22 protein-coding genes are annotated in these 24303 nt (G+C 65.5%); 5 read left to right on the top strand and 17 right to left on the bottom strand.

Features of this window, described 5'->3' with window-relative positions:
• Nucleotides 1-3 precede the first annotated feature (3 nt).
• The 12 genes from rpoC to AC27GT_RS00840 all read right to left on the bottom strand — a co-directional run bounded on the left by rpoC (nt 4) and on the right by AC27GT_RS00840 (nt 16109).
• On the bottom strand, nt 4-4575 hold the full coding sequence (gene rpoC, locus AC27GT_RS00895; RefSeq protein ID WP_487223385.1) for a DNA-directed RNA polymerase subunit beta': 4572 nt from the start codon (nt 4573-4575) through the stop codon (nt 4-6).
• A 41-nt stretch (nt 4576-4616) separates the two neighbouring features.
• The gene (gene rpoB, locus AC27GT_RS00890; RefSeq protein ID WP_015716343.1) at nt 4617-7976 is read right to left on the bottom strand and encodes a DNA-directed RNA polymerase subunit beta; all 3360 of its coding nucleotides are present in this window, start codon (nt 7974-7976) and stop codon (nt 4617-4619) included.
• Between the two features lie 185 nt (nt 7977-8161).
• Nucleotides 8162-8800 carry an RNA-binding protein gene (locus tag AC27GT_RS00885; protein ID WP_015716341.1) on the bottom strand — a complete coding sequence of 213 codons (639 nt, stop codon included), beginning with the start codon at nt 8798-8800 and terminating at the stop codon, nt 8162-8164.
• 20 nt (nt 8801-8820) lie between these two features.
• Nucleotides 8821-9252, bottom strand: coding sequence for a 3-hydroxyacyl-ACP dehydratase FabZ (fabZ, locus tag AC27GT_RS00880; RefSeq protein WP_015716340.1), 432 nt, complete (start codon nt 9250-9252; stop codon nt 8821-8823).
• A gap of 3 nt (nt 9253-9255) precedes the next feature.
• Nucleotides 9256-10287 (bottom strand): rod shape-determining protein, encoded by a 1032-nt coding sequence (mreB, locus tag AC27GT_RS00875; protein WP_015716339.1) that lies wholly within the window; start codon nt 10285-10287, stop codon nt 9256-9258.
• Between the two features lie 12 nt (nt 10288-10299).
• Nucleotides 10300-10650, bottom strand: coding sequence for a DUF5615 family PIN-like protein (locus AC27GT_RS00870; protein WP_256378163.1), 351 nt, complete (start codon nt 10648-10650; stop codon nt 10300-10302).
• A gap of 8 nt (nt 10651-10658) precedes the next feature.
• Nucleotides 10659-10877, bottom strand: a complete 219-nt coding sequence (locus tag AC27GT_RS00865) for a DUF433 domain-containing protein (protein ID WP_015716337.1) — start codon at nt 10875-10877, stop codon at nt 10659-10661.
• 1 nt (nt 10878) lies between these two features.
• Nucleotides 10879-12603: a ribonuclease Y gene (rny, locus tag AC27GT_RS00860; RefSeq protein WP_041438850.1), complete on the bottom strand. Its 1725-nt coding sequence runs from the start codon at nt 12601-12603 to the stop codon at nt 10879-10881.
• 6 nt (nt 12604-12609) lie between these two features.
• Complete coding sequence (recA, locus tag AC27GT_RS00855) at nt 12610-13632, bottom strand: recombinase RecA (protein ID WP_015716335.1); 1023 nt, start codon at nt 13630-13632, stop codon at nt 12610-12612.
• On the bottom strand, nt 13583-14176 hold the full coding sequence (gene thpR / locus AC27GT_RS00850; RefSeq protein ID WP_015716334.1) for an RNA 2',3'-cyclic phosphodiesterase: 594 nt from the start codon (nt 14174-14176) through the stop codon (nt 13583-13585). The genes recA and thpR overlap by 50 nt, the downstream gene beginning before the upstream one ends.
• Nucleotides 14173-15357 (bottom strand): CinA family nicotinamide mononucleotide deamidase-related protein, encoded by a 1185-nt coding sequence (locus AC27GT_RS00845; RefSeq protein ID WP_015716333.1) that lies wholly within the window; start codon nt 15355-15357, stop codon nt 14173-14175. The genes thpR and AC27GT_RS00845 overlap by 4 nt, the downstream gene beginning before the upstream one ends.
• Nucleotides 15330-16109 (bottom strand): YgfZ family protein, encoded by a 780-nt coding sequence (locus AC27GT_RS00840; RefSeq protein WP_487223384.1) that lies wholly within the window; start codon nt 16107-16109, stop codon nt 15330-15332. The genes AC27GT_RS00845 and AC27GT_RS00840 overlap by 28 nt, the downstream gene beginning before the upstream one ends.
• A 38-nt stretch (nt 16110-16147) precedes the next feature.
• Between AC27GT_RS00840 and AC27GT_RS00835 the strand changes: the two genes are divergently transcribed.
• Together AC27GT_RS00835 and AC27GT_RS00830 are read left to right on the top strand one after the other, a co-directional pair.
• Nucleotides 16148-17197 carry an MFS transporter gene (locus AC27GT_RS00835; RefSeq protein ID WP_054391505.1) on the top strand — a complete coding sequence of 350 codons (1050 nt, stop codon included), beginning with the start codon at nt 16148-16150 and terminating at the stop codon, nt 17195-17197.
• Nucleotides 17190-17816 carry an HAD family hydrolase gene (locus AC27GT_RS00830; protein WP_487223383.1) on the top strand — a complete coding sequence of 209 codons (627 nt, stop codon included), beginning with the start codon at nt 17190-17192 and terminating at the stop codon, nt 17814-17816. Before AC27GT_RS00835 ends, AC27GT_RS00830 begins: the two co-directional genes overlap by 8 nt.
• Here AC27GT_RS00830 and AC27GT_RS00825 read toward each other — a convergent pair.
• A complete protein-coding gene (locus AC27GT_RS00825) occupies nt 17808-18887 on the bottom strand; it encodes an enolase C-terminal domain-like protein (protein ID WP_487223382.1) in 1080 nt (359 codons plus the stop codon). The two genes, AC27GT_RS00830 and AC27GT_RS00825, sit on opposite strands and share 9 nt — an antisense overlap.
• Before the next feature lie 9 nt (nt 18888-18896).
• The gene (locus tag AC27GT_RS00820; RefSeq protein WP_015716328.1) at nt 18897-19622 is read right to left on the bottom strand and encodes a DEAD/DEAH box helicase family protein; all 726 of its coding nucleotides are present in this window, start codon (nt 19620-19622) and stop codon (nt 18897-18899) included.
• Between the two features lie 560 nt (nt 19623-20182).
• On the opposite strand from AC27GT_RS00820, the gene AC27GT_RS00815 reads away from it, so the two are divergent.
• The 3 genes from AC27GT_RS00815 (at nt 20183) to AC27GT_RS00805 (ending at nt 22250) form a co-directional block, all read left to right on the top strand.
• The gene (locus AC27GT_RS00815; protein ID WP_126178645.1) at nt 20183-20857 is read left to right on the top strand and encodes a hypothetical protein; all 675 of its coding nucleotides are present in this window, start codon (nt 20183-20185) and stop codon (nt 20855-20857) included.
• 61 nt (nt 20858-20918) lie between these two features.
• Nucleotides 20919-21410, top strand: coding sequence for a hypothetical protein (locus tag AC27GT_RS00810; protein ID WP_015716326.1), 492 nt, complete (start codon nt 20919-20921; stop codon nt 21408-21410).
• Between the two features lie 3 nt (nt 21411-21413).
• Nucleotides 21414-22250, top strand: a complete 837-nt coding sequence (locus AC27GT_RS00805) for a carbohydrate ABC transporter permease (RefSeq protein ID WP_015716325.1) — start codon at nt 21414-21416, stop codon at nt 22248-22250.
• Here the strand turns inward: AC27GT_RS00805 and mltG are convergent.
• Genes mltG through AC27GT_RS00790 form a run of 3 tightly spaced genes read right to left on the bottom strand, consistent with a single transcriptional unit; the run spans nt 22235 to nt 24303 of the window.
• Nucleotides 22235-23248: an endolytic transglycosylase MltG gene (gene mltG / locus AC27GT_RS00800; protein WP_015716324.1), complete on the bottom strand. Its 1014-nt coding sequence runs from the start codon at nt 23246-23248 to the stop codon at nt 22235-22237. The two genes, AC27GT_RS00805 and mltG, sit on opposite strands and share 16 nt — an antisense overlap.
• Entirely contained in the window at nt 23232-23639 is a 408-nt protein-coding gene (gene ruvX / locus AC27GT_RS00795; protein ID WP_038028783.1) for a Holliday junction resolvase RuvX, read from the bottom strand. The genes mltG and ruvX overlap by 17 nt, the downstream gene beginning before the upstream one ends.
• Nucleotides 23620-24303, bottom strand: coding sequence for a hypothetical protein (locus AC27GT_RS00790; RefSeq protein ID WP_015716322.1), 684 nt, complete (start codon nt 24301-24303; stop codon nt 23620-23622). Before AC27GT_RS00790 ends, ruvX begins: the two co-directional genes overlap by 20 nt.

Raw genomic sequence — 24303 nt, 5'->3', positions numbered from 1 at the left:
GCATTAAGCCTGCTTGCCCGGCTGTTCCCGGCGAACCGGACGGCGCACCGCCGGCTCCTTGGCCTCCACCGCCTCCTTCCTGGCTTCCTCGATGGCCTTGAGGGTCTTCTTGTCCACCACCTGGGTAAAGCGCACGAAGTCGTTTCCGGTCCCCGCAGGGATCAGGCGGCCCAAGATGACGTTTTCCTTGAGACCGATGAGCTCGTCCTTCTTGCCGGCGATGGCCGCCTCGGTGAGCACATGGGTGGTGTTCTGGAAGCTGGCGGCGGAAAGCCAGCTCTTGGTGGAGAGGGCGCTCTTGGTGACCCCCATGAGGAGGGGCTTCCAGGCCACCGGGGTCTTGCCCTCGGCGATGAGCCGCTCGTTCAGGGCCTCCACGTCCCACTTCTCCAGGACCTGGCCCTCCAGCAGGCGGCTATCCCCGGGATCGGTGACCTCCACGTACTTGAGCATCTGCCGCACCACGATCTCGATGTGCTTGTCGTGGAGCTTCACCCCCTGGGCCCGGTAGACCTTCTGGATCTCGTCCACCAGGTAGCGCTCCACCGCCTCGGGGCCCTTGGCCTCCAGAAGCTGGTGGGGATCCACGGCCCCGCGGGTCAAAGGCTGGCCCGCCTCCACGTAATCCCCATCCTTCACCACCAAGCGGGCATCCTTGGGAAGCTTGTACTCCTTGGAGAAGCCCTCGGATTCCACGAAGACGGAAAGCTTCTCCTCGGTTTCCTCGATGCGCACCACCCCGTCGATCTCGGAGATCACCGCCTTAGCCTTGGGCCTGCGGGCCTCAAAGAGCTCGATGACCCGGGGCAGACCCTGGGTGATGTCGGTGCCCACCGCCACGCCGCCCGTGTGGAAGGTGCGCATGGTGAGCTGGGTGCCGGGCTCGCCGATGGACTCCGCCGCCACCACCCCCACCGCTTCCCCGATGGACACGGGCCTGGCCATGGAGAGGTCGTAGCCGTAGCACTTCTGGCACACCCCGTAGCGGGTCTGGCAGGTGAGGGGGCTACGCACGGGCACCTCCTTGATCTCCTCGGCCTCCGCCGCCTTGATGATGAGCCCCACGTCCTCGAGGGTCAGGTAGCGCCCTTCCTCCAGGCGCTGGCCCAGAACCTCCACCTCCCGGGCCAGAACGCGGCCATAGAGGCCGGACTCGATGTCCGAGCGCTTCCTGAGGCGCAGGGTGCGGGTCACCTCGTCGGGCTGGAAGAGGGGGACGGAGATGAAGTTGGTGGTGCCGCAGTCCGCCTCCCGGACCACGATCTCGTGGGCCACGTCCACCAGCTTCCGGGTGAGGTAGCCCGAGTCCGCGGTCCTAAGGGCGGTGTCCGCCCCACCCTTCCGGGCCCCGTGGCTGGAGATGAAGTACTCCAGCACGGTGAGGCCTTCCCGGAAGGAGGAGCGCACCGGCACCTCGAAGGTCTCCCCCGAGGGCTTTTGCATGAGGCCCCGCATGCCGCAAAGCTGGCGGATCTGCTGGGGGTTACCCCGGGCCCCGGACTGGGCCATCACGTAGAGGGGGTTGAAGGGGTAGTTCTCCTCAAAGTTCTTGAAGACCGCCCGGGTGACCTTCTCCGTGGTTTCGGTCCAGAGCTGGATCACCTGGTCGTAGCGCTCCCGGTCGGTGAGGAAGCCCATCTCGTAGGCCTGCTCGATCTGCCTAAGCTTCTTGTCGGCTTCCTCCAGGTACTTCTGCTTCTCGGGGGGGATGACGGCGTCGTCGATGCCGATGGTGATCCCGCTGGTGGTGGACAGGGTGAAGCCGTAGTACTTGAGGGCGTCCAGAAGCCTTGCGGTCTTCTCGATCCCCAGGCGCAGGAAGGACTGGTAGACCAGGTCCTTCAAGGAGTTCTTCTCCTGGGGCACGTCCATCTGCAGAAGTTCCTGGGCCACCTTCTCGTCCCCCACCGCCTCGCCCACGATGCGGGCGAAGAGGACCCGGCCCGGGCTGGTTTCCAGGCGCTTGTCCAGGTAGCGCACCGTCACCACGTCCTGCAGGTCCAGAAGGCCATGGGCCACCGCCAAAAGGGCCTCGTCAGGGCTTGTGAAGACGAACTTCAAGCGGCCCACGCTGGTTTCCTTGCCCGCCACCTTGATGGGGGCGTTCAAGGCCACCTCGCCCCGGTCGTAGGCGGCCAGGGCCTCCTCGGGGGTGGCGAACTCCCGGCCCGCCCCCTTCTTCTCCCGGCGCACCTGGGTGATGTAGTAAAGCCCCAGGATGATGTCCCGGCTGGGCTTGGCCAAAGGCTCCCCGGAGGCCGGGGAGAGGAGGTTGTGGGCGGAGAGCATCTGGATGCGGGCCTCCGCCTGGGCGAAGGAGGAAAGGGGCACGTGCACCGCCATCTGGTCCCCGTCGAAGTCGGCGTTGAAGGCCTCGCAGACCAGGGGGTGGAGCTGGATGGACTGGCCTTCCACCAAAACCGGCTGGAAGGCCTGGATGCCCAGGCGGTGGAGGGTGGGGGCGCGGTTTAAGAGGACCACCTTGCCGTGGATGACCTCCTCGAGGGCGTCCCACACCTCGTCCTTGATGTCCCGCTGCCTTTCCAGCATCCTACGGGCCGCCTTCACGTTGGGGGCAATGCCCTTTTCCTCCATCTTTTTGAGGAGGAAGGGCTTGAAGAGCTCCAGGGCCATGCGTTTGGGCAGGCCGCACTGGTGGAGCTTGAGCTGGGGACCCACCACGATGACGCTCCGCCCCGAGTAGTCCACCCGCTTGCCCAAGAGGTTCTGGCGGAAGCGGCCCTGCTTGCCGGAGAGGATGTCGGTGAGGCTCCTAAGAGGCCGTTCGGAGCCCGGGTTGGTGACGGGGGAGCCGCGGCGGCCGTTGTCGATGACCGCATCCACCGCCTCCTGCAGCATGCGCTTCTCGTTGCGGATGATGATCTCCGGGGCCCCCTGGGCCAGGAGCTTCTTCAAGCGGTTGTTGCGGTTGATGAGGCGGCGGTAGAGGTCGTTGAGGTCGCTGGTGGCGAAGCGCCCCCCGTCCACCTGGACCATGGGACGGAGGTCCGGGGGAAGCACGGGCACCGCCTCGAGGATCATCCACTCCGGGCGGTTGCCGGAGTCCAGGAAGGCCCGGACCACCTCGAGGCGCTTCCTGGCCTTGGCCCGCCGGGCCCGGGAGGGGTGCTTCATCTCCTCCAAAAGCTCGGCCTCCAGCTTCTCCAGATCCAGCTCCTTCAAGAGGGCCTGGATGGCCTCGGCCCCCATGCGGGCGTCGATGTCGTAGGATTCCACCACCCGCACCACGTTCCGGACCAGGTCCACCTCCACCCGGCCGTAGATCTCGCTCTTGACCTTCCCCCCATCCGCCAGGACATCCCCCGGGGCCACCCGGTCCCCGGTGGTTACCTCCACGTCCTCCTCAAAGGGGTAGAGGCGGGCCTTCATCACCACGATGCTGGCGGGCTCGTGCAGGTGGACGATGCCCTCGGCCTCGGCGATCACCTCCTCCTCGGGGTCAATGGCCGCCACCACCTTCTCCCCCGCCTGGACGTGGGCTCCTTCCGGCACCACCACGTTCATGTGGGGAGCCACCCCATAGTCCTTGGGCTCCGTCCACTCCAGGAAGAAGGTGAGGTAGACGGTATCCCCTTCCTCCTCCGCCTCCACCTCCTTAGCGGTCATGTGGCGGGGCATGCGCAAAAGACCCCGCCCCTCGGCCAGGGGCTGGCCCTTTTCCACCACCTCCCCGTGGACCACCAAGGGGGTCAACCCCACGGGCAGGAAGTAGCGGGCCACGGCCTCCTCGTCCTTGAGGAGGGTGAGGAGGTGGCCCTCCTCGAGCTCCTTAAGCTCCACCACCCCCTCCTCCTCCGACCGGAAGAGGTAGGGCTCGGGGAGTTCCGCCAGGATCTCTCCCGGCCTATAGCCCTCCCTCTCCACCCAGGCGGAGAGGGGCAGGCGGAGGCCCGCCCGTTCCTTGCGCAGGTAGTCGATCCGCACCCGCCGGGGGAAGCGGTACAGGGCCACCCCATCCATGCGGCTCACCACCCCGGGGGCCAGCTCCTGCCCCTTCACCACCTCCTCCCCGTCCTTGACCAGGGCATCCACCCCTTGGGGCAGGGGGTAAGTTTCCTGCTTGCCGTAGCGGAGCTCCCGGTACTCCTCGTCCGTGAGGAGCTGGCGCTTCTGCACCGGCACCCCATCCAGCACCGCCCCCTTGGGGTCCAGGACGATGTACTTGCTGAAGTAAAGGACCTGCTCCAGCTCGGTGGCGGAGAGGTCCAGGAGGGTGCCGATCTTGGAGGGCACATCCTTCACGAACCAGATGTGGGCCGCCGGGGTGGCCAGCTCGATGTGCCCCATGCGGTAGCGGCGCACGATGCTCTTGGTGACCTCCACCCCGCAGCGCTCGCACACCTTGCCCTCAAAGCGCTGGCGCTTGTACTTGCCGCAGGCGCACTCGTAATCCTTGGTGGGGCCGAAGATGCGCTCGTCGAAAAGCCCATCCCGCTCGGGCTTCAGGGTGCGGTAGTTGATGGTTTCGGGCTTCTCCACCTCCCCGTAGCTCCAGGAGCGGATCTTTTCCGGAGAGGCCAGGGCAATGCGAACCTTGCGAACTTCCTTTTTCATTCCTCCTCCACTTAAGGGCAATCCCGCTTCTGCGGTGCGGCTTACCGCTTGGATGCCAGGCCCTCAAAGATGTCCACGGGGTTATCCCGCTCGTCCAGGGTCTGCACATCCAGGGCCAAGGCCTGAAGCTCCTTTACCAGCACGCGGAAGGACTCGGGCACGCTGGGCTCGGGCACGTCCTCGCCCTTGATGATGGCCTCGTAGGCGGCGTTGCGGCCCTCGATGTCGTCGGACTTCAAGGTGAGCATCTCCTGCAGGGTGTGGGCGGCTCCGTAGGCCTCGAGGGCCCACACCTCCATCTCCCCGAAGCGCTGGCCGCCGAACTGGGCCTTACCGCCCAAAGGCTGCTGGGTGATGAGGGAATAGGGGCCGGTGGAGCGGGCGTGCATCTTGTCCTCCACCATGTGGTAAAGCTTCATGATGAACATCTGCCCCACCACGATGGGGCCCTCGATGGGCTCGCCGGAGCGGCCATCGTAGAGAACCACCTTGCCCTGGGTGAAAAGCTCCCGAAGCTGCTCCTCCGGGCTTTTGCCGGGGCTCACCAGGCCCAGCTTCTCCGCCCGGGCCAGGACCTCGAGCTCCCTCTTGTCCACCCCGAAGCCCTCCTCCTTCCGCTTGCCGAAGTAAAGGTCGAAGGCCTCGGCCAAAAGGGCCTTGATCTCGGGCTCCGTGGCCCCGTCAAAGACCGGGGAGATGTAGCGCTGGCCCAGGAAGAAGCCCGCCAGGCCCAGATGGGTTTCCAGGATCTGGCCCAGGTTCATACGGCTCGGCACGCCCAGGGGGTTCAGGATGATGTCCACGGGGGTGCCGTCGGGCAGGTGGGGCATGTCCTCCACGGGGAGGATCTTGGCCACCACCCCCTTGTTCCCGTGGCGGTTGGCCAGCTTGTCCCCCACTTGGAGCTTGCGCTTCTGCGCCACGTAAACCCGCACCACCTCCCGCACCCCGGGCTTCAGCTCCACCCCGGGATCCCCACGGCGCAGGCGGAGGGTACCCACCACGATGCCCCCCTCGCCCGGGGGCACCCGGAGGGAGGTGTCCTTCACATCCCGGGCCTTATCCCCGAAGATGGAGCGCAGAAGCCTCTCCTCCGGGGAGGGCTCCTGCTCCCCCTTGAAGCTGGTGCGGCCCACCAGGATGTCCCCGGGCTTCACCTCGGCCCCGATGCGCACCACCCCCTCCTCGTCCAGGTCCCTCAGGGCCGCCTCGGAGAGGTGGGGGATATCCCGGGTGATCCGCTCCGGACCCAGCTTGGTGTCCCGGGCCTCGATCTCGTAGCGCTCGATGTGGATGGAGGTGTAGAAGTCCCGCTTTAGAAGCTCCTCGCTGATGACGATGGCGTCCTCAAAGTTGTAGCCGTCAAAGGGCATGATGGCCACCAGGACGTTCTGCCCCAGGGCCAGGAAGCCCTCCTCGGAGGCCGGGCCATCCGCCAGGAGGTCCCCCTTCCTCACCCTCTGGCCCACGGTCACCCGGGGGCGCTGGTCCAGGGCGGTACCCTGGTTGGAGCGCACGAAGCGGCGCAGGGTGTACTCCACCAAGCGGCCATCCTCATAGCGCACGGCGATGCGGCGGCCATCCACCGCCACCACCTCCCCGTCCTCCTCGGCGTAGACCGCGGCCAGGGAGTCCCGCACCACCCGCTCCTCGAGGCCCGTCATCACCACCGGGGCCTGGGCCCGGATAAGGGGCACCGCCTGGGTCTGCATGTTGGAACCCATGAGGGCCCGGTTGGCGTCGTCGTGCTCCAGGAAGGGGATGAGGTTGGTGTTCACGGAGAAGACCTGCTTGGGGCTCACGTCCATGAACTCCACCTCCTCCGGGCCCACGATCACCGGCTCACCCCGGCGCCGGGCCACCACCCGGTCGGTGGCGATGCGGTTCCCCTCGAGGGGAGTGTTGGCCTGGGCGATGGTGTACCGGTCCTCCTCGGTAGCGGTCATGTAGACCACCTCGTCGGTGACCACCCCGTTCCTCACCCGGCGGTAGGGGGTGCGGATGAAGCCCAGCCCGTCCACCCGAGCGTAGGCGGCCAGGGAGGTGATGAGGCCGATGTTGGCGCCTTCCGGGGTTTCCACCGGGCAGATGCGGCCATAGTGGGTGCGGTGCACGTCCCGCACGTCAAACCCCGCCCGCTCCCGGGTGAGGCCCCCAGGACCCAAAGCGGAGATGCGCCGCTTGTGGCGCAAGGAGGAAAGGGGGTTGGTCTCGTCCTTGAACTGGGAAAGCTGGCTACGGCTGAAGAACTCCCGGATGGCCGCCTCGAGGGGCCGGTTGTTCACCAGCTTGGCCGGGGTCAGGGTATCGGCGGAGCCCATCACCATCCTCTCCCGCACCCCCCGGGCCAGGCGGCTCAGGCCCACCCGGAACTGGTCGGCCATGAGCTCCCCCACGGTACGGATGCGGCGGTTGCCCAGGTGATCGATGTCGTCCACCTCGTGCCCAGGAACCCCGGCCATGAGGGCGAAGAGGTAGCGCAGGGTGGGCAGGAAGATCTCGTCCTTAAACTCCCCGTCCTCAAAGCGCGCCAGGGTGCGCCCGGAAAGACGCACGCCCAGTTTCTCCTCCGCCTTGTACCGCCCCGCCTCCCCCAGGTCGTACCGCCTTGGGTCGGCCAAAAGGCCAAAGAGGTAGGCCAAGGCCTTGTCCTTCTTGGGGGGATCGCCGGGGCGGAGCAGGGTGAAGAGGCGAACCAGGGCCTCCTCCGGGCGCATGACAAGCACCGCCTCGTCCAGAAGGCCCCCCAAAAGCTCCCCGTAGGCCCCAAGCTCCCGGTTCAGGGTTTCGGCGTCGTAGCCCAGGACCCTGAGGAGGAGGATGAGGGGGAACTTGCGCTTGTTGACCTTCATGGAGACGGTGCCGTTTTGCTCCACCTCCAGGTCAATCCAGGGTCCCCGCTTGGGCAAGGGGATGATGCTGGCCACAAACCGCCCGGGGCGGGCGGGGTCCGGGGTGAAGTAGACCCCCGGGGAGCGGTGGATCTGGGAAACGATCACCCGGTCGGCCCCGTTGATGATGAAGGAGCCGTCCTCGGTCATGAGGGGGATGTGGCCCAGGAAGACCTCGTCCTCCTTGATGAGGCCCGTGTCCTTGTGGATGAGCTGGAGGCGGGCATAGAGGGGAGCCTGGTAGGTTAGGTCCTTCTCCCGGCACTCGTCCTGGGAAAAGGGGGGCTCCCCGATGCGGTACTCCAGGAAGTCCAGGACCATACCGCCCTTGCCCTTGTCCCCCTCCTCCACGGGGAAGGTCTCCTTGAAGGCCGCCTGGATGCCCACGTCCTCCCGCTTATCCGGGGGAACATCGGCCTGAAGGGCCCTCTTGTAGGAGTCCACCTGGATTTCCGTCAAAGGGGGAAGGGGTATAACCTCTCGGATGCGACCGAACCGCTTAATCTCCATGCGTCACCTCAAGGATGGGAAAGCGGGCCGCCCGAGGTAAGCTAACAGGGTTCTTCCGCGGGACCTCGCGCCCCGCGGCGGCTGGCTCTTACCGTGCTCCCTTGGCCCGACCAAAGAGCACAAACCTTAGCTTATAGGGCAATCCCTTAAGCCGTCAAGCCTACCCGACCCTTCTCTTCTTGCCGCTACCGTTCCACCTCCACCTTGATTTTATAGTTTCCCCGCCTGGTTTCGCCAAGTACCTCCAGGAGCCTCAGGCTTCCCAAGCCCTCCGCCAAAAGGGTGTCCCCCGGAGCCATCTCCTCCTTGGGGGAGGCCACCTTGCCCCTTAGCCGCACCTTCCCCGCCCTCACCCCCTGGACGAAGTAGCTGCGGGAAACCCCGAAGCCTTTAGCCCCCACGGTATCCACCCGCAAGGAGGGCACCACCAGGGTCCGCACCCGTTCGCTGGTGGCCCTTAAGGCCCCCTCCGGGGGTGGGAAAAGGGTGTAGCCCGCCTCCTCCAAGGCCCTCCTTCCCTTCGCGGACACCGCCACCAGGTAACCCTCGCCAAAGGCCTCCAAATCCCCCATGGCCTCCCCCAGATCCGGGGGCTCCTTCTCCAGGAAGACCACCTCCACCGGGTCGTGGACGGAGGGGACCTCCGGGGGATACAGCACCGCAAGCCTCCTCTCTGCCAGGGGGAACCCCCCGAAAAAGGCCACCTTAAGCCCCTCCCCCCGGGCCTTTTCCTCCAGAAGGGCCTGCTCCTCCGGGTCCAGGAAGCCCGTTTCCACCACCCGTCCCCCCCGGGCCCGCTTCAGGTAGGCCATGAGGTCCGCCATAAGGAAAGATGATACCCTAACTACTCCGCACCCTCCCGGACCACGAAGCTTAAACGGGCGCTGGCCCTCTCCTCCCCCTCCACCAAGGCCCTGACCTCCACCTTGCCCAGGCCCCGGCGGAAGAGGAGGAGCTCCCCCTCCAGGATCAGGGTATCCCCCGGCACCACGGGCTTTTTGAAGCGGGCCTCCTCCACCCCCACCAAAAAGACCAGGCCCCCGGGCTTGAAACCCGGCTGTTTGGCGATGCTGCCCACCGCCGCCTGGGCCATGGCCTCGATGATCAGCACCCCCGGCATGATGGGGTAACCGGGGAAATGCCCCTGGAAGTGGGGTTCGTTAAAGGTAACGTTCTTCAGGGCCCGGAAGGTTTTCTCGTCGGCGTGAAGGACCCGGTCGATGAGCAAAAAGGGATAGCGATGGGGCAGGAGGGCCAGGATCTCCCCGATCTCCACGGCTCACCTCTTCAGGACATCGTCCGAAGACAGGATGGTGTCCTCCAGCACGTGGAGCATCTCCAAGGCCTTACCCGTGCCCAAGGCCACCGCCTCAATGGGGTTTTCCGCCACCACCACGGGCACCCCCGTGGCCTCCTGCAGGGCCACATCCAGGTTCTTTAGAAGGGCCCCGCCGCCCGTTAGAAGAATGCCCCTCTCGTAAATATCCGAGGCCAGCTCGGGGGGCGTGGTTTCCAAAACCGCCTTCACCCCCTGGAAGATCTTGTCCAACGGCTCCTTCAAGGCCTCGGCCACGTCCTCGGCGGGGATCTCCGCCGTGCGGGGAAGGCCGGTGATGAGGTCCCGGCCCCGCACCTCGGCCACCTCCTTCTCCTCCCCGGGAAGGACCTTGGCCCGCCCCAGCTGGATCTTGAGCTCCTCGGCGGTGCGCTCCCCGATGAGGAGGTTGTACTTTTGCCGCACGTAGCGGATGATGGCCTGATCCATCTCGTTGCCAGCGATCCTAAGGCTCTCGGAGCGCACGATACCCCCTAGGGAGATGACGGCGATGTCCGTGGAGCCTCCCCCGATGTCCACCACCATGCTACCCGTGGGCTCGGCCACGTTGATCCCCGCCCCGATGGCCGCCGCCAGGGGTTCCTCGATGAGGTAGACCTTGTGGGCCATGGCGGACACCGCCTGCACCACCGCCCGCCGCTCCACGTCCGTGACCCCGGAGGGCACCCCCACCATGACCCGCGGCCGGAAGAAGCGGCTCATGGGGGAGAGCACCTTTTGCAGAAAGAGGAGGAGCATGCGCTCCGTTAAGGCATAGTCGGCGATAACCCCATCCTTAAGGGGCCGTACCGCCACGATGTTCCCCGGGGTGCGCCCCAGCATGCGGTAGGCCTCGGCCCCCACCGCCTTCACTTCCCGCTTCCCCTGCACCACTGCGATCACGGAGGGTTCGCGCAAGACGATTCCCTTCCCCCGCACGTAAATGAGAACGCTCGCCGTCCCCAGGTCAATCCCGATGTCCTCGCCCCTCAGCATAATCGCCCCATTCTACTCAGGAAGAACCCGGTAGCGGACCCTGTGGTCCTCTACCACCGCCACTCCCCCCTCCTTCAAGTACTCCTCCACACCCGCCAGCACCGCGGCAACCCTGGGCCCGGCTACCTCTACCCGCAGGTCCGAAACCCGGAGGAGCACCACCCTTGCCGGAACCTCGCCACCCGAAAAAAGCAAGGCGGCAAAATCCAGGTCCTGGGTGAGGAGGACATACCCGTTCCTTTTGCAGTAGGCAAGGATCTCCTGATCCTTTGCTCGTAAATCACCCAGCTCACTCCAGTGAAAGGCCTCCAGACCCTTCTTCCTTAGGTAAGGAACCCACTTAGGGCTCAAGCACACATCCACCACCACTTTCAAAGGACCATCTCTCGCCCCTCAGCGAGATAAGCGGCGAAATCCAAAGCGGCTTCCAGGTCCTCCCGTTCCAGGTAAGGAAACTCCTGAAGTATTTCCTCGGGCGTCTGGTGCTTGAGGAGTTGCAGGAGCGTGGCCACAGGAAAGCGCATACCCCGGATGCAGGGCCGCCCCCCCATGACCTCCGGGTCCACGGTGATGCGCTCACGCCAGTCCATGTCACTTAGCGTACTCCACCGCCCGGGTCTCCCGCACCACGGTCACCTGCACCTGGCCCGGATAGTTCATCTCCCGCTCGATGCGGTTAGCGATTTCCCGGGCCAGAAGGGTAGCCCTGGCGTCCGTGATCTTGTCGGGCTTGACGATGACCCTCACCTCCCTCCCCGCCTGCACGGCAAAGGCGGTTTCCACCCCGGGGAAGGAAAGGGCGATGCGTTCCAGGGCCTCGAGGCGCTGCAAATACTCCTCCAGGCTCTCCCGCCTGGCCCCGGGCCGGGCGGCGGAAAGGGCATCGGCGGCCGCCACCAAAACCGCATACACGGTCTCGGCGTTCTCCGGGTCATGGTGGTGGGCGATGCCGTCTATGACCTCCGCGGGTTCCCCGAAGCGGCGGGCCAGGGCGATGCCGATCTCCACGTGGCTTCCCTCCACCTCCCGGTCCACACTTTTGCCAATGTCGTGAAGGAGCCCCGCCCGCCGGGCCAAGGCGGCATCCAGGCCCAGCTCCGCCGCCATGATCCCAGAGAGGTGGGCCACCTGCACCGAGTGCTTGAGGACGTTCTGGCCGTAGCTGGAGCGGAAGTGGAGCCGGCCGAGAAGCTGGATCAGGCCAGGCTTTAGCCCCACCACCCCAGCCTCGAGGGCAGCTTCCTCGCCCCGCTCGTAGATGAAGGTTTTCATCTCCTGCTTGGCCTTCTCCACCACCTCCTCGATCCGGCTTGGATGGATACGCCCATCCTTGAGGAGTTCCTCCAGGGCCATGCGGGCGATCTCCCGGCGGATGGGGTTGAAGGAGGAAAGGAGCACTGCCTCCGGAGTGTCGTCGATGATGAGGTCCACCCCCGTCAAGGCCTCAAAGGTGCGGATATTCCGCCCCTCCCGTCCGATGATCCTGCCCTTCATGGCATCGGAGGGGATGGGCACCACGGAAACCGCCAGCTGAGCGGCGGTTTCCGAGGCCTGGCGCTGCATGGCCTGGGCCAGGATCTTCTGGGCTTCCTTGCGGGCCTCGAGGCGCGCTCTTTCCAAGGCTGCCCGCACCCTCTGGGCCTTCTCCTCCTCCAGCTCCCGGTCCAGCCTCTCCAGGATGAGGCGCCGGGCTTCCTCCGGGGAGAGGCCTGCCACCTCGTGAAGCCTCCGCTCCACCTCCCGTTCCTTCTCCTGCAGAAGGGCCTCCTGGGCTTTAAGGGCCTCCTCCCGCTTGGAAAGGGCCTCCTCCAGGGCGTCCAGCTTGAGGGCCCGGGCGTCCAAGGCCTCGCCCCTCTTGGATAGCCTTTCGGCCTCCCGCCGGAGCTCCTCCCGCTCCCCCTTAAGGCGCTCCCTCTCCGCCTTAAGCTCCTCCTGCAAGGCCCTAAGCCTCTCCCGTTCGGCCTTAAGCTCCTCCCGCTCGCTCCTCAGGCGCTCTTCCGCCTCTTGCAAGCGCTTTTTGGCCTCGGCCTCCAAGGCCTCCGAGCGGCGCTTAAGCTCCGCCTCCAGCTCCTGGCGCAAGACTTTGGCCCGCTCCTCGGCCTCCTGGCGCAGGGTCCTGGCCTCGGCCCGGGCCGCCTCCAGGATCTCCCTGGCTTCCTTGCGGGCCGCCTCGAGGGCCTCCCTGGCCTCCCCCCTGGCGGCCTCGAGGAGCCTTTTGGCCTCCTCCCCCGTGCGGTCCTCCCCCTTGCGCCGAAGGAACAGGGCCCCCAAGAGGACCAAGACCAGGAGGAGAAGCCCCAGGTCCAAAAGGGTCAGGGTCATCTACTCCTCCCCTTCCTCGCTTCCCGCGAGCACCACTTCGTGGGCCCTCTCCAGCACCTTAGCCCGGATCTCCTCCAGAAGCTCGGGCCGCTCCCGCAGGTAGTCCGCCGCCTTCTCCTTCCCCTGGCCCAGGCGGATCTCCCCGTAGGAGAACCAGCTTCCCGCCTTCTCGATCACGTTGGCCGCCACGGCCACGTTCACCAGGTCCATGACCGGGTCAAGGCCCCTGCCGAAGTAGATCTCCAGCTCCGCCTCGCGGAAGGGTGGGGCCAGCTTGTTCTTCACCACCTTCACCTTGACCTTGATCCCCACCGCCTCGTTCCCCACCTTGATGGGCTGGCCGCTTTTGCGCACATCCAGGCGCACGCTGGAGTAGAACTTAAGGGCCCGGCCGCCGGGGGTGGTCTCGGGGTTGCCGTACATCACCCCCACCTTCTCCCGCACCTGGTTGATGAAGATGGCGGCGGTGTTGCTCTTGGAAAGGACCGCGGTGAGCTTGCGCAGGGCCTGGCTCATGAGCCTGGCCTGCAAGCCCACGTGCTGGTCCCCCATCTCCCCCTCGATCTCCGCCTTGGGCACCAAAGCGGCCACCGAGTCCACCACGATGACATCCACCGCCCCCGAGCGGGCGAGAAGCTCCACGATCTCCAGGGCCTGCTCCCCGGTGTCGGGCTGGGAAACCAGGAGGTCCTCCACCTTGACCCCCAGCTTCTGGGCGTAGAGGGGGTCCAGGGCGTGCTCCGCATCCACGAAGGCCGCCACACCCCCCTGCTTCTGGGCCTGGGCGATGATGGTGAGGGCCAAGGTGGTCTTCCCCCCGGACTCGGGGCCGTAGATCTCGATCACCCTTCCCCGGGGAATGCCCCCGATCCCCAAGGCCAGGTCCAGGCCCAAGGAACCCGTGGGGATCACATCCACCTGGAGCTTGGGCATCTCCCCCAGGCGCATGACCGCACCCTTGCCGAACTCCTTCTCAATGGTCTTGAGAGCGTTTTCCAGCGCTTTCCTCTTGTTCTCGTCCATGGTCACCTCGCAAAGGGAACTTTTCCAAAATGGTATAGACGGGCCCCTTGGGCTTAAGCTCCGAGCGCACCAGGGCGAACTCCGTCACCGGCCACTCCACGCCGAAGACCACCGGGGGCACCCGGGGGGCAGGAGCCTTGCGCCGGGCCAGGGTGATGTGGGGCTTGAAGGGCTTATCCCCGCCTGCCAGAAGCGCCTCCTCCCCCAGGAGTTCCCGCACCCCTTCCCGAAGCCCTTCCGCCAAAGGGGCAAACCCCTCCCCTTCCGCCTTGGCGAACCAGACCCTGGGGGTGCCCTCGTTGGGGAAGTAACCCGTGCCCCGGATGCGGGCGGTGAAGGGAGGATGGAGCCGGCCCAGCCGGTGGCCCAGGGCCAAAAGGTCCTCCAGGTCCTCCTCCGGCCTTTCCCCCAGGAAGAGAAGGGTAAGGTGGAGCTGGTGGGGAACCACCTCCTTCCACCCCTTGTAGCGGGCCACCCGCTCCTGAGCCTCCACCAAGGCCCGCTTCACCTCTTCAGGAAGGAAGATCGCGTAGAAGAGCCTCATGTTAGGAGCAAGGCCAAGGCGGCATAAACGCTTCGGAGCCGCACCACCTCTCGGTCCCCGGGGAAGCGGTAGCGGCGCACCTCCGTCCCCTTAGGCCCCGCCAGGGCCACGAAGACCGTGCCCACGGGCTCGCCCTCCAAGGGGTCCGGTCCCGCCACCCCCGTGGTGGAAAGGGCGTAGGTGGAACCGAAAAGCACCCGGGCGGCCTCCGCCATGGCCTTGGCCGTTTCGGCGGAGACCGTCTTGGCGAGGAGTTCCTCCGGCACACCGAAGCGGGCCTTGGCCCCTACGGAATAGGATACCACGCCCCCCAAATAGAAGCGGCTCGCCCCCGGCACCCGGGTGATCTCCGCCCCGAGAAGCCCCCCGGTGAGGCTTTCCATGGTGGCAAGGGTGGCCCCTTCCAGCTCCAGGCGGCGCTTCACCGCCTCGGCCAGGGTGAGGTCCCCCTCGCCCCAGATCTCCTTAAAAAGCCGCTTCCTGATCCTTTCCGTAAGGTCGGCCACCCGATCCTCCCGGCCCCGGATCACCACCTCCACCCCCTGGAGCTTGGGGTAGGTGCCCACCTCCACCTCCGCCTCCCGCTGGAAGAGCTCCCCGAGCCTTTCCACGATCTCCGACTCCCCGATGCCCCAGGTCTTCAGCACCCGCTTGGCGTAGGGGCGGCGGGGGAGGTTCAGCTTGGGCAACACCTCCTCCCACATGGGCCGCCACTCAGGGGGAGGCCCGGGCAGGAGGATCAGGTCTTTCCCCTCCTTCCGCACCCACCAGCCGGGAGCGGTGCCCCTGGGGTTTTTAAGCCAGGTGGCCGAAGGGATCCTCAAGGCCTGCTTGCGGTTGGCCTCGGGCATGCTCCGCCCCCGGGCCCGGAAGATGGCCTCAATCTCCGAAAGCATCTCCTCGTCCAACACCAAGGGCTCCCCCAAGGCCTCGGCCACCGCCTCCCGGGTCACGTCGTCGGGGGTGGGGCCCAGGCCCCCGGAAAGCACCAAAAGCCTCGCCCGCTCCCAGGCCTGGCCCACCTCCCGGGCCAAGGGGAGGGGCTCGTCCACCACCCTGAGGGTCCTTTCCACCTTGAGGGCGTAGGCCTCGAGGCTCCTGGCGATCTCCGCCGTGTTGGTGTCCAGGGTCTCCCCGTAGATGAGCTCCGTGCCTACCCCGATGATCTCCGCCCGCTCCATGCCGCCTCCTCAAAGGGCAGGGGCTCCACCCGAAAGCGCCCCCCACCCCCCTCCACCACCGCCCCTAGGGGAACCTCCTTGCGCATCACGGCAAGGCCCAAAACCCCGAAGGGCGTTTCCATCACCCGCTTGGCCTCCCCTACCTTGCGCCCCTCCAGCAGGAGGTCAAAGGGGGCTTCCTGGGCAGGGGAAAGCCCCCTTAGGCCCACCAGGTGATGGTGCACCTCCTTCCCCTCGAGGCGGGCCATGATCTCCTGGCCCACATAACACCCCTTGCCGTAGTCCACCAGGTGGAGAAGCCCCACGCTCTGGGGAAGCTCCCCACGCATATCGGAAAGGAGCGGGAGGCCCTTAAGCAGGGTGTAAAGGGGATAAACCCCAGCGGGATGGGCCCCCTCCCCGCTTTCCGCCACTTCCTCCCGCCCATCGGCATGGAGGCGCCGGTAAAGGGGAAGTTCCAGAAGCTCCACCTGGTCAAAGACGATGTAGCGCTTCAGCCGGGCCCTTAAGCCCTCCAAGGTGCCCCAGGAAGCCAGAAGAAAGCCTTCCTCGTGCACGAACACCGTGGCCGCCTCCTCTATCTGCCCCCGGTGGTTGAGGAACAGGGCCCCCACGGGCCCGGAAAGCCTTCTGAGGTCCCGGGTAGCCTGGCCTTGAAGGAAGGAAAGGGCGTCGGGCCCCCGCACCAGCAAAAGGCCAGGAAAGGCAAAGTACCCCTCGCCCGCCAAAGCCTTTTCCAGGGCCTCCTCCATCCCCTCCATTATTGACCAAAGGGTCAGTTAGGGGAAGAATAACGGACGTGCGCTTTTTCTGGGGCTCCTTCCTGGCGCTTTTCCTCGTGGGGGTGATCGTGGCCCTGCCCGGGGCGGCCCTGCCCGTTTGGCGGGGGCGCTATGGGGTGGGAGAGGAGGTTTCCTGGTTCTTCACCGCCCTTCTCCTGGGCCTCCTCCTGGGGGTGCGCCTGGCCCAGGGGGAGAGGCGCCACCCCCTTTTTCCCGCCGCCATGGGGCTTGCGGGCCTGGCCCTATGGGGGGTGGCCCTGGCCCCTTCCTTTCCCTTGGTGGTGGCCCTGGCCTTCCTCCTCGGGCTCGGGGAAGGGTTGATGAACGTGCACGGCAACAGCCTGGTGGGGGAACTTTACCCCAGGAAACGGGTGGAACTCCTGAACCGGGTGAACGTGGCCTTCGGCCTGGGGGCGGTCTTCACCCCCTTCGCCCTTACTCTTTTGCCCTACGGCGCCGTGTTGTTTCTGGCGGGCCTCCTGGCCTGGATAGGGGCCCTTCTCCTCTGGGGGGCCCCTCAGGTAACCCAGGTGCCCAAGGAGCAAGGGCGGGGGCTTTGGCCCTTCCTCCTGGCCGTGGCCATCTACACCGGTCTGGAGGGAGCCCTGGCCACCTGGAACCGGGTCTGGCTGGAACACCTTGGCAACCCCACCCCTATGGGAGGGGTGCTTCTCTCCCTGTACTGGCTCTTTCTGGCCCTGGGCCGCCTTTTCCTGGCCAAACCGGTGGCTCAAAAGCCCCTGGCTGCCCTGAGGGGTCTCCTCCTCGGAGTCCTCGCCCTCCTTTTTCTCAACCTCCTGCCCCCCACCGCCCTCCTCTTCCCTTTGGCTGGCTTTCTCCTGGGTCCCCTCTTTTCCACCCTTTTTGCCCTGGTGCAGGCCCGCTTCGGCCACCGGGCCCTGGGGGGTTTGCTTTATGCGGGCGCCACGGGGAGCACCTTGATCCCGGCCCTCTTTGCCCTTTTGCCCACACCTGGCATCCCCTATGGGCTTCTCGGCCTGGCCCTGGGCCTTTTCCTGATGGTTTCCAGCTTGGAACGGAGGGCCGTCCATGCTTAAGGCCCTTCTCTTCGACCTGGACGGCACCTTGGCCGACACCGACCCCCTGCACCTTCTGGCCTGGCGGGAGGTCTTGGCGCCCTATGGCCTCGAGGTGAACGAGGACTTCTACCGAAAGCGCATCTCCGGCCGCCTTAACCCCGAGATCGTCAAGGACCTTTTGGGGCTGGAGGGAGAGGAAGCCCGAAGGCTCATCGAGGCCAAGGAAGCCCGCTTCCGAGAACTGGCCCTGAACCTCAAGCCCATGCCCGGCCTGAAGGAGCTTCTGGAAAAGGCCCGGGCCAGGGGCCTCACCTGGGGGGTGGTGACCAACGCTCCCCGGGAGAACGCCCGCCATGTGTTGAAGGCCCTGGGTTTGAACCCGCCCCTTCTGGTCCTGGCGGAGGAGGTGGGCCGGGGCAAGCCCGACCCCTTGCCCTACCGGGTGGCCCTAAGGCACCTGGGCCTCACCCCCCGGGAGGCCCTGGCCTTTGAGGACTCGCCCTCCGGGGTGAAGAGCGCCGTGGGGGCGGGGATACCCACCCTCGCCCTGCTCACGGGGCACAAGGAGGAAGCCCTCCTCGAGGCGGGAGCCTGGGGGGTCCTCCAGGACTTCAGGAAGGCCATGGAGCTACTCTAGGGCATACCGCCGAAAGGCCCCCTCGTCAAACCGCGCCTTCACTAGGTCCTCCCAGTAAAGCCACCCCTGGCGGAAGGTGGGGAAGTCCAGGAACCCCCCTTCCGCCTTGAGGTGGAAGGCCAGCTCGTTGGGTTCGGTTACCCCCTGTTGGAAGGCCAGAAGCGCCGACTGGTAGGCGCCAAAGGAACTTTGCGCCTGGCTTCCCACCATGGCCCTTTTGCCCTTTTCCCGGGCTAAGGCCAGCATCTCCAGGGTCCAGGTCACCCCGGTGCGGGCGGGCTTCAGGTTCAGGATGTCAAAGGTGTCCAGAAGAAGCTCCCGGCGGAGGTCCTTGCGGGTCATGGCCGAGTCGTCGGCGATGAGGGGGAGGATTTTCTTCTCCCTTAGCTTCCTCCTGGCCTCCACCTCTTCAATGGGCAGGGGCTCCTCCACGTAGAGGAGGCCCATTTCCTTCCAGGCAAGGAGGTAGCGCTCGGCCTCCTTGGGGGAAAGGGTTTCGTTGGCGTCGGCGTAAAGCTCGGCGTCGGGGAAGGCTTCCTTAAGGCGGCCGATCTTCCGGCCATCCTCCTCCAGGTCCCGGCCCACCTTCACCTTGAAGACCCGCACCCCCGCCTCGTAGGCCATGCGGGCATCTAAAAGCATCTCCTCCTCCGAGGCCATGCCCAGAATGTAGGAAACCCGCACGCGGTGCTTGGCGGGCTTCAATACCTGGTAAAGCTCCTCCCCCTCGCTTCTCGCCCAAGCCTCCCAAAGGGCGAGGTCCAGGGCCCCTTTAAGGCCCAGGTTGCAGGGAAAAGACTCCAGGACAGCCCGGATAGCCTCCTGGTCGTCCGCCTCGAGGCCCAAAAGCCGGGGCTTCAGATACTCCAGCCCCGCCCGCACGCTTCCCAGGGTTTCCCCGTAGATGGTGGGGCGGATGGCCACCTCCGCCTGGCCCAGGGAGCCATCGCTGAGCTCCACCTGCAAAAGGGCATGCTCCAGGGCCGCCATCTCCGAGGCCTTACCCCAGCGCAAAGGAGCCCTTAAGGGGATGCGGAAAGGAACCAGCCTGAGGTCGCGGATGGTCGCCATAAGGCCATTTTAGAGGCCAAGCCGCCTGAGGAAGCCCCTAACCGCCTCCACCTCCTCCTCGAGGGAAAGCCTCTCCGTGTCCAGGATGAGGGCCCGGGGGTGGTCCTCAAGGAGGCGCAAGGGGCCCAAGGGATCGTAGTTTCTCTTCTCCTCGGCCACGATTTTGAGCTTGGCCAAGACCTCTTCCCAGGGAGCCAGGGCCAGGGTCTCCTCCAGCTCCTCTGGGGACAAAACCCCTTCCGCCAACGCCCTTAGCTCCGCCTTCTCCTCCGGGCGAAGCTCCACCCGGTCAAAGGCATCCTGGCGGGAAAGTAGCCTTTTGAGCCGCGTGGCTTCCCGGGCGTGAAGGACCACGAAAAGCGCCTTGGGCAGATGCTCCAACGCATAGGCCACCTCCGCCTCCCCCCTAAGCCCGTCGAAGAGAAGGGGGAAGCGGGGCTCCACAAACCCCCGGGCCAGGACCTCCGCCACCCCTCCCGGGAACTCCTCCCGGAAGCGCCGGGTCAGGCGAAAGCGCTCCTCCCGGGGAATGGGGGGGTTGACCCCGTAGCGGGGAAGGACATAGAGGTCCACCAGCTCCCTGCGGTCCGGAAGCCGGGGAAAGCCCAAGGCCTCCACCAAGGTGCTCTTCCCCACCCCGGTGAGGCCCACCAGGATGAGGAGGGGGTGGTCCTTTACGGAAACTAAGTTGGAACGGGGCTCGAGGGAGAAGGTTGCAGGGAAGGTAAAGGCCATGGGGGAATTGTAAGCTAAGCCAGGTTTGCTGTACAATCTAAGCGCAGAGCTCCCTCGCGTACACCGAGTTAACGCCGAGCCTCAACGAAGGAGGTGAGGTTATGAGGAAACTCCTCGGCCTTGTAGGCTTGGGAATTCTCGGCCTAGTGCTGGTGGCGTGCCCGCAACAACCAGCCCCGCAAGCCAATGCCACCCCCCAGGAAACAAGCCAAAACCTCCAAGCCTTAAGTACCGAAATACAACAAGTGATCCAAGAGCTTGAAGACGCCCTGCAAGGGCTCCGTCCCCAGCAGCTTTCCATCCAGAATCTGAACCTTAACACCCTACAAGCCCTCCCAGACCTACGCCTGGAAAGCCTTTTTTCTATACGGCCTCAAGATGTTGTGCCCCTGGCCACCCAGTTCTTGCCTCGGGGAAAGATTGAGTGCATAGGTGGAGACTGCAATCAGGTAGGCCTCTCTGACGACCTTGAAATTCGCTTCAAGCAACAAACCACCGACCCCTGGAACAAGGCTTTAGCGGACTGGGATGCACTCAACGGGGGAACGCCTTCTCCCACCGTGGAAACCCATCAGCCCCACGATACGCAGAACATTCTGGAAGCCCCTACCAAGGCCTTCTTTGCCGTGGATTTTGGCGAGAATGGATCCAACGAAGGAGAAGCCACTTTCACCGCCAGCTGGCGACCTAGCACCTGCCTTAATGGAAAGTACCTCCTAGAACCGGTAAGCCTTAGCCTCCAGGGCTTTCTGAACCACCCCACCAGCAGCCAGCGCCTGGTGGACTTGGCTACTCTTAGTCTCACCACCAGCTCCACCCGTTTGGGGCTGGAGTGGAACCTCAGCCTCCTGGTCCAAGGAAATGACAGTGCCCTCCACACCCAGGGCCAGGTGGTGGTGAACGGCTCCACCACGCCGGGTATCTGCGGTAGTCTGCTGGAAAACTTCAACCCCTCCTCCGGGGAAGTTTCCCTAGACCTCAGCACCCCCACCAAATCCCTCCACCTTGAATTCCGGGTCACGCAGGTGGAGGAAAACCCCATGCGCATCCACATCCAAAACGGGCTCCTGCGGGTAGACAGCAAGGTGGTCACCTTTGAGGGCATCCTGGACGACCAAAACAACAACTGCGTCCCCGGGGAAAATCTAACCTTGCACTTTGCTGGCGGTCAAGCCATGAGCCTGGAAGACTTCCTGACCCAGTACATGGGTGCCCAGCCCTGCAATCAGCCATAAGCCTTTACTGCCCCGATGCCCTCGGCTTGAAGCCGGGGGCTTTTGCTAGGATAGGGGGGATATGAAGCGTCTAGTCGCCCCTTTCCTCCTGGCCCTCAGCCTGGCCCTGGCCCAGATGCCCGCTTATCCGGAGAACACCCTGGGGATCGGGTACGCCCCCGATAAGGGCGTCTACCTACAGGGAAGCACCCTCCTGCCCTTTAGCCCCTTGGGGATCGACACGGGGCTGGACCTGCAGGCCCTCCTTTCGCAAAACCCGGAGGTCTTTGCCCTCTTCAAGGCCAACCTCTTCCCGGGCCTGGTCCTGGCGGACCTCTACACCTCGGTGGGCCTGGGCCTGGACCTGCGGTATCCCTTTGGGGTGCACCTGGGACCCGTGGTGAGCCTCGAGGTGCCGGGAGGAGCCCTTTCCGCCTACGGGGGACTCGGCTACCAAAGCGGGTTCCACCTGGCCTGGGGAGCCGGGTTCAGGCTCTACCTGGAACCCCTGGCCCTGGAGGTTTCCGCCTCCGACCGGTATCCTTTCCTGCTGAGCTTTCTTTACCTCTGGTAACCCGTGCGGCGCCTTCCCCTTTTCCTCTTCTCCCTTCCCGCCCTCCTCACCCTGGGGGTGTTCATCCTCTACCCCTTTTTGGATGTGATTCGCTTTTCCACCTGGGACTGGTCGGGGCTCTCCGAACCCAAGCCGGTGGGGCTCAAAAACTACCGGGATCTTTTCCAAGACCCCGCCTTCTGGGGAAGCCTCTGGGTGACCCTGAAGTTCATGCTCCTGGCCCTGCCCCTTTTCGTGGGGCTTTCCATCGCCCTGGCGGTGGCTTTGGAAGGGACACCCTATGAGCGGTTTGCCAAAAGCCTTCTCTTCCTGCCCGGGCTCGTCACCCTGGGTGGGGCCACCCTGAGCTGGTACACCCTCTTCACCCCCGAGTACGGGGCCTTGGCCCAGTTTCTGCCCATCCCCCCCTGGGACCGGGAGGGGTTTTGGGCCTTGGTCATGGTGGTCCTCTTCACCCTGTGGCGGCACCTGGGGTATGGAGTTCTGGTGGCCTCGGCCCGGCTTAAGGCCATCCCCAAATCCCTTCTGGAAGCCGCCTATGTGGACGGGGCAGGGCCCTTGGAAGCCCTCCGCTACATAGTTCTTCCCCTCATGCGCCCGGCGGTGGCCTTTTTGGTGGTGGTGGGCACCATCCTCTCCTTACAGTCCTACTCGGCGGTCTTCCTCCTCACCCGGGGCGGGCCCTACGGGGCCACCCGGGTCCTGGGCTACTACCTCTATGAGTCGGGGTTTGAGAACTTCCGGCTGGGCTACGCCGCCGCGGTCACCGTGGTCATCCTCCTCCTCACCCTCCTCTTCGCCTACGCCCAGCTAAGGCTTCTGCGTCACGGGGAGGAATAGCGGTGCAGGCGGAGGTCCTCGAGGTGGGCCTCGAAGCTGGTGTTGAGGAAAAGCTCCCCCTTGGCGTGGAAGAAGTAGAGGTAAGGGCGCCCCTTGGGGTCGGTGCGCACGGGATTGAGCACTGCAAGGAGGGCCTCCCGCCCCGGGTTGCCGATGGGCCCTGGGGGAAGCCCGGCGTAGCGGTAGGTGTTGTAGGGGGAATCATGGGCGAAGTCCCCCGCCTTCCGGGAAAGCTCGGGAAGCCTCTTGCCCAGGGCGTAGGCCACGGTGGGATCCGCCTGGAGGGGCATGCCCCTTTCCAGCCGGTTCAGGAAAACCCCGGCGATGTAGGGCATCTCCTTCTGGCTCCCCGCCTCCGCCTGGACGATGGAGGCCAGGGTCACCCAGGCGTGGACGGAAAGCCCCCGCTCCTCCAAAAGGCGCCTCACCGGGGGCGTGAGCTCGGCCTCGAAGCGGCGCAGGAGGGCCCGCACCACCTCCTCGGGGGTAACCAGGAGGTCAAAGGTGTAGGTGGCGGGGAAGAGGTAGCCCTCCAGGGACCTGCCTTCCACGTACGGGGGACGCAGGGCACCGGGCTCCTGGACAATCCTTAAAAAACCATCCCCATCCAGGCCCGCCTGGGAAAGCCTTTTGGCGTAGTCCACCGCCCTTTCCCCCTCGAGGAAGGTGAGGGTGACCGTGAGGGGCTTCTCTCCTCCCGTGAGGGCCCTGGCCAGGCGGAAGGCCCCATCCCCCTTTAGGCGGTAGACCCCAGGGACCAGCTTCCTGGCCCGGCCGGAGAAGCGCAGGTAGGCGGAAAAGAGGTACCCGGAGCGCAAAAGCCCGGCCTCCTCCAGGATCCTGGCCACCTCCTGCCCCGTGGCCCCCCGGGGAATGCGCACCGTGGCCTCTTTTCCCGTGGGGCCCAAAAGCCAGAGGGCGTAGAAGAGGAGAAGGGCGAAGGTGACGAAAAGGGCCACCACCCCCCGCCACAGCCAGCGCCTAGAGCCTTCCCGCAAGATAGCCCTCCAAGAGGATCACCGCGCTCATCTCGTCCAACCGGCCCTTCTCCCGGCGGATCCGTTTGGGGGCGTGTTTCAGGCGCCGGGCTGCCGCCTGGGTGGTGTAGCGCTCGTCCACAAGCTCCACCTCCACCCCCTTGGCCCTAAGCGCCTCCACCAGGGGAAGGACCCTCTGGGCCTGGGCGCTTTCCTTGAGGTCGGTGCGCAAGGGAAGGCCCACCAGAAGCTTTCCCAACCCCTCCCGGCGCACGAAGTCCAGGAGGGCGGCCACGTCCTCTTCCAGGCTCCTCCGCACCAGGTAACCCCGGCCGAAGGCGAAGGGGCTTCCTTCCTCCCCCACCGCCAGGCCGATCCTTGCCTCTCCCACGTCAAGCGCGCCCAGACGCATACTGCACGCTGCGATCCGCCAAGACCACCCCCAGGTAGAGCAGGGCAACCCCCATGGCCCTTCCCGCCTCCTCGAGGCCCACCACCCCAAAGCGGTTTAAGGTGCTGGTGGAGGCCAACACCAAAGCCGCCAGGAAGATGAGGGCCGTGCCCCGGGCCCTAAGGGGGTTCTTTCTCCAGAAGAGGAGGGTGGTGTAAAGGGCCACCCCGGCCAGCAGCACCGTGCCCAGGAGGTTAAAGGGAATGGTCCAAAGCCTGGGCGAGGTGAGGCTCGGCTCGGGAAAGGCTTTGCCCGAGGGGGCATAAGGCGCAGGGAGCTGGGAAAAGTCCAGAGGCGCCGAGACCACCAGATAAAACCCATAGAGGATAAAGGGCAGGAGCACCCAAAGAAGCCCCCGGGCCACCTTGGGGTTCAAAAGGGCCAGGCTTCCCAGGCCCAAAAAGGTGACCCCGTGCATGGCCCCGGCGAGGTACCAAAGCCGATAGAGGATGGGGTTCCAGGCACCCAGGAGCTTGGACAGAAACTCGGCGGAAACCGCCAGGGCGAAGAGAAGAAGGCCTAGGGAGTAGAGGGCGTTGTGAAGGGAGGGACGCCCCCGGTACCGCCCAAAGGTGAGGCCGAAAAGGGCCCAGGAAAGGGCCACCGCCACCAGGCTCAGGAACAT

The sequence above is a fragment of the Thermus sp. KWY1 genome (assembly GCF_057547025.1).
Note: the sequence above shows the minus strand (reverse complement) of the source record. Positions and strands in the feature narration are given on the sequence as shown.

Excerpts from the sequence above, each read along its gene's own strand:
- rpoC (WP_487223385.1), bottom strand. The coding sequence starts at position 4,575 with ATGAAAAAGGAAGTTCGCAAGGTTCGCATTGCCCTGGCCTCTCCGGAA.
- rpoB (WP_015716343.1), bottom strand. The coding sequence starts at position 7,976 with ATGGAGATTAAGCGGTTCGGTCGCATCCGAGAGGTTATACCCCTTCCC.
- AC27GT_RS00885 (WP_015716341.1), bottom strand. The coding sequence starts at position 8,800 with ATGGCGGACCTCATGGCCTACCTGAAGCGGGCCCGGGGGGGACGGGTG.
- mreB (WP_015716339.1), bottom strand. The coding sequence starts at position 10,287 with ATGCTGAGGGGCGAGGACATCGGGATTGACCTGGGGACGGCGAGCGTT.
- AC27GT_RS00865 (WP_015716337.1), bottom strand. The coding sequence starts at position 10,877 with ATGGACTGGCGTGAGCGCATCACCGTGGACCCGGAGGTCATGGGGGGG.
- recA (WP_015716335.1), bottom strand. The coding sequence starts at position 13,632 with ATGGACGAGAACAAGAGGAAAGCGCTGGAAAACGCTCTCAAGACCATT.
- thpR (WP_015716334.1), bottom strand. The coding sequence starts at position 14,176 with ATGAGGCTCTTCTACGCGATCTTCCTTCCTGAAGAGGTGAAGCGGGCC.
- AC27GT_RS00845 (WP_015716333.1), bottom strand. The coding sequence starts at position 15,357 with ATGGAGCGGGCGGAGATCATCGGGGTAGGCACGGAGCTCATCTACGGG.
- AC27GT_RS00840 (WP_487223384.1), bottom strand. The coding sequence starts at position 16,109 with ATGGAGGAGGCCCTGGAAAAGGCTTTGGCGGGCGAGGGGTACTTTGCC.
- AC27GT_RS00830 (WP_487223383.1), top strand. The coding sequence starts at position 17,190 with ATGCTTAAGGCCCTTCTCTTCGACCTGGACGGCACCTTGGCCGACACC.
- AC27GT_RS00825 (WP_487223382.1), bottom strand. The coding sequence starts at position 18,887 with ATGGCGACCATCCGCGACCTCAGGCTGGTTCCTTTCCGCATCCCCTTA.
- AC27GT_RS00820 (WP_015716328.1), bottom strand. The coding sequence starts at position 19,622 with ATGGCCTTTACCTTCCCTGCAACCTTCTCCCTCGAGCCCCGTTCCAAC.
- AC27GT_RS00810 (WP_015716326.1), top strand. The coding sequence starts at position 20,919 with ATGAAGCGTCTAGTCGCCCCTTTCCTCCTGGCCCTCAGCCTGGCCCTG.
- ruvX (WP_038028783.1), bottom strand. The coding sequence starts at position 23,639 with ATGCGTCTGGGCGCGCTTGACGTGGGAGAGGCAAGGATCGGCCTGGCG.
- AC27GT_RS00790 (WP_015716322.1), bottom strand. The coding sequence starts at position 24,303 with ATGTTCCTGAGCCTGGTGGCGGTGGCCCTTTCCTGGGCCCTTTTCGGC.